Origin of the sequence: Raoultella sp. (genome assembly GCF_039594335.1) — a bacterium.
Classification (GTDB): domain Bacteria; phylum Pseudomonadota; class Gammaproteobacteria; order Enterobacterales; family Enterobacteriaceae; genus Klebsiella.
Map to the genome: position 1 here is coordinate 1 of NZ_JBCNNS010000255.1, position 3,379 is coordinate 3,379.

The 3,379-nt window shown below is 58.1% G+C and carries 4 protein-coding genes and 1 pseudogene; 4 read left to right on the forward strand and 1 reads right to left on the reverse strand.

Features of this window, described 5'->3' with window-relative positions; genetic code table 11:
- From ACZAHD_RS22540 to ACZAHD_RS22555, 4 genes and pseudogenes are all read left to right on the forward strand, one after another.
- A pseudogene (locus tag ACZAHD_RS22540) lies at positions 1-267 on the forward strand (isopenicillin N synthase family oxygenase); the annotation flags it as partial.
- A gap of 39 nt (positions 268-306) precedes the next feature.
- Positions 307-1,113, forward strand: a complete 807-nt coding sequence (locus ACZAHD_RS22545; protein ID WP_462458712.1) for a MetQ/NlpA family ABC transporter substrate-binding protein — start codon at positions 307-309, stop codon at positions 1,111-1,113.
- A complete protein-coding gene (locus tag ACZAHD_RS22550; protein WP_462458713.1) occupies positions 1,110-1,901 on the forward strand; it encodes a methionine ABC transporter ATP-binding protein in 792 nt (263 codons plus the stop codon). The genes ACZAHD_RS22545 and ACZAHD_RS22550 overlap by 4 nt, the downstream gene beginning before the upstream one ends.
- On the forward strand, positions 1,898-2,557 hold the full coding sequence (locus ACZAHD_RS22555) for a methionine ABC transporter permease (protein ID WP_462458715.1): 660 nt from the start codon (positions 1,898-1,900) through the stop codon (positions 2,555-2,557). Before ACZAHD_RS22550 ends, ACZAHD_RS22555 begins: the two co-directional genes overlap by 4 nt.
- A 58-nt stretch (positions 2,558-2,615) precedes the next feature.
- Here the strand turns inward: ACZAHD_RS22555 and ACZAHD_RS22560 are convergent.
- The coding region (locus ACZAHD_RS22560; RefSeq protein WP_462458714.1) for an NAD(P)H-dependent flavin oxidoreductase at positions 2,616-3,379 on the reverse strand (764 nt) is incomplete at its 5' end.

Sequence of the window (3,379 nt, forward strand, 5' to 3'; positions counted from 1 at the left end):
CATCGAGTGGTATCTCCGCCGGCACACCAGGAGCGCCTCTCTATCGCATTTTTCCTCGGCGCGCAGCTGGATGCCACCGTCCCGGTCTACACCCTGCCGCCGGAACTGGCGCAGGAAGCGCTCGGGCCGGACAGCGATCCGCAAAACCCACTGCTGCGCGAAGTGGGCTGGAATTACCTGAAGGGCCGCCTGCGCTCACACCCGGATGTGGCTGAACGCTACTACCAGGATGTGTTTCGCGAACGCACCGCACAACCGATCGTTTAAAGATAAAAATATTTAAAGATAAAAATAAAGGAAAACACCATGAAAATTGCCGCTTTTAAACTGGCAGGGGTTGCTCTGTCTCTCTCTTTAGCCTGGACATCAGCGCAGGCCGCTGCATTACGCGTCGCGGCGGACCCGGTTCCGCATGCGGAAATACTTAACTACATCAAGAAAATCGACCCGAGTCTGGATCTGAAGGTAGTCGAATTGACCAGCGGCGTGAACGCCAATGAACTGCTGGCAAACGGCGATGTGGATGCTAACTACTTCCAGCATGTTCCCTATTTGAAAGATCAGGAAAAAGCGCTTGGCAAGACCTTTGCCGTCGCCGCCACGGTCCATATTGAGCCGCTGGGCATCTATTCGCACAAGCACAAAGACTTCGCTTCGTTGCCGGAAAATGCCACCGTCGCCGTGCCCAATAACACCACCAACCTGAGCCGCGCGCTGTTCTTATTGCAAAGCCAGGGGTTGATCAAACTGGCCCCCACCTTCACCGACCCAGCCACGACACTGGCTACACCAAAAGATATCGTGGAAAACCCGAAACATCTGAAAATTCTGGAAATTGAATCGCCGCAGATCCCGCGCTCTCTGGACGATGTCGATCTGGCCGTGATCAACGGCAACTACGCGCTGGAAGCCGGACTGACGCCGGCAAAAGACGCGCTTGGCCTTGAGAGCGCCAGCCATAACCCTTATGCCAACATTCTGGTCACCAACCCTTCCCTGGCAAACGACCCGCGCATTAAACAGCTGGCAAAAGATCTGACTTCGCCGAAGGTGGCTGAATTTATCCGTCAGCGCTATAACGGTTCGGTTATCCCGGTTGCCCCGAAAGCATGATAGAAGCCATCGGGCTGAGTAAAACCTACGCCGGAACAGGCCGACCGGCGCTGAACAACGTGTCGCTGCATGTCCCGAAAGGAGCGATTTACGGCATCCTCGGACGCAGCGGTGCGGGAAAAAGTACGCTGATCCGCTGTCTGAATCTGCTGGAGCGGCCCACGACGGGCCGCATTATTGTGAACGGACAGGATATTACGCAAATGGATAAAGCCGCGCTGCGTGCTTATCGCCTGCGTACCGGCATGATCTTCCAACATTTTAACCTGCTGCACGCGCGCAACGTCGCCGACAATATCGCCGTACCGCTGGAAATTGCCGGCGTGGCAAAAACGGCGCGTCAGGCGCGAGTGGTGGAACTGCTGGAGCTGGTTGGGCTTAGCGATAAAGCGCACGCGTTCCCTTCTCAGCTTTCGGGTGGGCAAAAACAGCGCGTGGGTATCGCAAGAGCGCTGGCGGCCAGGCCAGACGTTCTGTTGTGCGACGAGGCGACCAGCGCCCTCGATCCCGAGACCACCGCCTCGGTGCTGGCGCTGCTCGCGGATATTAATCAGCGCCTGAATCTGACGATTGTGCTGATCACCCATGAGCTGGAGGTGGTCAAAACCCTGTGCGACCACGCCGCGTTGCTGGAAAATGGTGAGATCGTCGAAAACGGCAGCATTGCCGAACTGCTGGTGGCGCCGTGGTCGAAACTGCGCCAGTCATTACTGCACGATCCGCAGTCGGAACGTGATTTTCTCGCTCGTCATGGTTATCACCGGAGGCCATTATGCACAGTCGCATGAGCTGGGATGAACTCTGGCCGCTGCTGCTGGACGGTACGCTGGACACAGTGTATATGGTGGGTCTGGCGGCGTTATTTACCGTTCTGCTCGGCCTTCCTGTCGGCGTGGTGCTGTTTATTTCGCGCAAAAACGGCTTACTGCCGATGCCGAAACTCAACGCGCTGCTGGGGGCGGTGATTAACTTTGGTCGCTCGCTGCCGTTTATCGTGCTGCTGATCGCCCTGATTCCATTTACCCGGCTGATTATCGGCACTACGCTCGGCAGCACGGCGGCAGTGGTGCCGGTGACAATTGGCGCCTTCCCTTTTTTCGCCCGGTTGACGGAAAGCGCACTGGACGAAGTGGATTACGGACGTATTGAAGCTATCCTGTCGATGGGCGGTACGGTCTGGCATGTGATTTTTAAATCGTTACTGCCGGAAGCGTTGCCAACCCTGCTGGCTGGCGTCACGCTGACTGTCGTTATGCTGATTGGCTTCTCGTCAATGGCCGGCGTCATTGGCGGCGGCGGACTGGGCGATTTGGCGATTCGCTATGGCTATCAGCGCTTTAATAACGAAGTGATGGTCGGCACGGTGCTGATTCTGGTAGCCCTGGTGCAGGGCGTGCAGATGGCGGGCGACCGTCTGGTTCGCCAACTGGCCCACCGTCGCTAGACATCTCCCAAGGTCAGCCATCAGCAGTCGCGGCAGGTCACCATAACCGCCGCGACTGCTAATTGGTGGAAAAGCCGCCTTCCCGGATCAGCGTTTGCATTAGCTCCGCTGACGGCAACGCCCGGATCATCGCGACCCCTTCTCCTGCCCAATGCGCCCCAAATCCCCATTCGCCCTGCGTTTTCGCCACGGTCGCCAGCGCTTTCCCCGCGTCGTAGGCCACTGGATAGTCCGGGGACATGACTTCGGGATGGCGCCGGCCAGTTTCACAAAATGCATTATCAATGCAGCGCGCCGGACGGCCGGAAATCGCCGCGGTCATCACCGTTTTTGGCGCAGGTTCAGCGCTCAGCGCCTGACGATATCCGGCGTCGGTAGCCGATTCCGGACACAGCAGAAACGCCGTCCCCAGCTGAACCCCTTCTGCGCCCAGCTGCATCATGCTGCGGATCCCGGCGCCGTCCATTACTCCACCGGCGGCCACAACCGGTATTGACAGCGCCCGCTGTAGCGCCTGGACCAGCGTCAAGGTACGCATTTGCCGATCGTCGCCGTGGGGGTCGAAGATCCCGCGATGACCTCCGGCTTCATACCCCTGCGCAATCACGATATCGACTCCCTGGGCGACGACCCGCAGCGCTTCGGGCACGCTGGTGGCGCTGGCCATGATCACCACGCCTTTTTCCTTCAGTCGGTGAATCAATGTCTTATCCGCCACGCCAAAGTGGAAACTGACCACTTCAGGCGCAAGGTCCAGTATCAGCTCGGACATGAGCTGATTCTCAAGGAAACTCTGATAGATTTCAGTCAGCGTCTCGGGGG

What these genes read in the sequence shown, in the direction of transcription:
- ACZAHD_RS22545 (WP_462458712.1), top strand. Translation starts at nt 307, where the DNA reads ATGAAAATTGCCGCTTTTAAACTGGCAGGGGTTGCTCTGTCTCTCTCT.
- ACZAHD_RS22550 (WP_462458713.1), top strand. Translation starts at nt 1,110, where the DNA reads ATGATAGAAGCCATCGGGCTGAGTAAAACCTACGCCGGAACAGGCCGA.
- ACZAHD_RS22555 (WP_462458715.1), top strand. Translation starts at nt 1,898, where the DNA reads ATGAGCTGGGATGAACTCTGGCCGCTGCTGCTGGACGGTACGCTGGAC.